The organism is Comamonas sp. 14P8.1.4, assembly GCF_057799285.1.
This window is the reverse complement of record NZ_JBYOKN010000044.1, coordinates 1-343: the sequence shown is the minus strand read 5'-3', so window position 1 is coordinate 343 and position 343 is coordinate 1. Positions and strand designations below refer to the sequence as shown.

Genomic DNA, 343 nt, shown 5'->3' with positions numbered 1-343 from the left:
TTATAGAAGCACAATTTTGAGCTGGGTAGCACCGATGCGTGGCTGCCTGGCGGACAGTTATGCCTGATGACCATAGCAAGTTGGTCCCACTCCTTCCCATCCCGAACAGGACAGTGAAACAACTTTGCGCCGATGATAGTGCGGACTCCCGTGTGAAAGTAGGTCATCGTCAGGCTCTTACAGCAGCAAACCCCTGATCTCCGCAAGAGACAGGGGTTTTGTTTTTGGCGGCGCTGAAAACCAGAAGGCAAAAAAATAAGAGCGCACTGCGTGCGCTCTTATTGCGGTTCAGGCCGAAAAATAGCTGAAGCCTATAGATCAGAAGCGCTAGGCGCTCCTTTTT

General features: G+C 51.3%; 1 rRNA gene. It reads left to right on the top strand.

The window, feature by feature from the left end:
- Positions 1 to 62: 62 nt before the first annotated feature.
- A 5S ribosomal RNA gene (gene rrf, locus AC27VO_RS16555) occupies positions 63 to 175 on the top strand.
- The last annotated feature ends 168 nt before the right edge of the window (positions 176 to 343 follow it).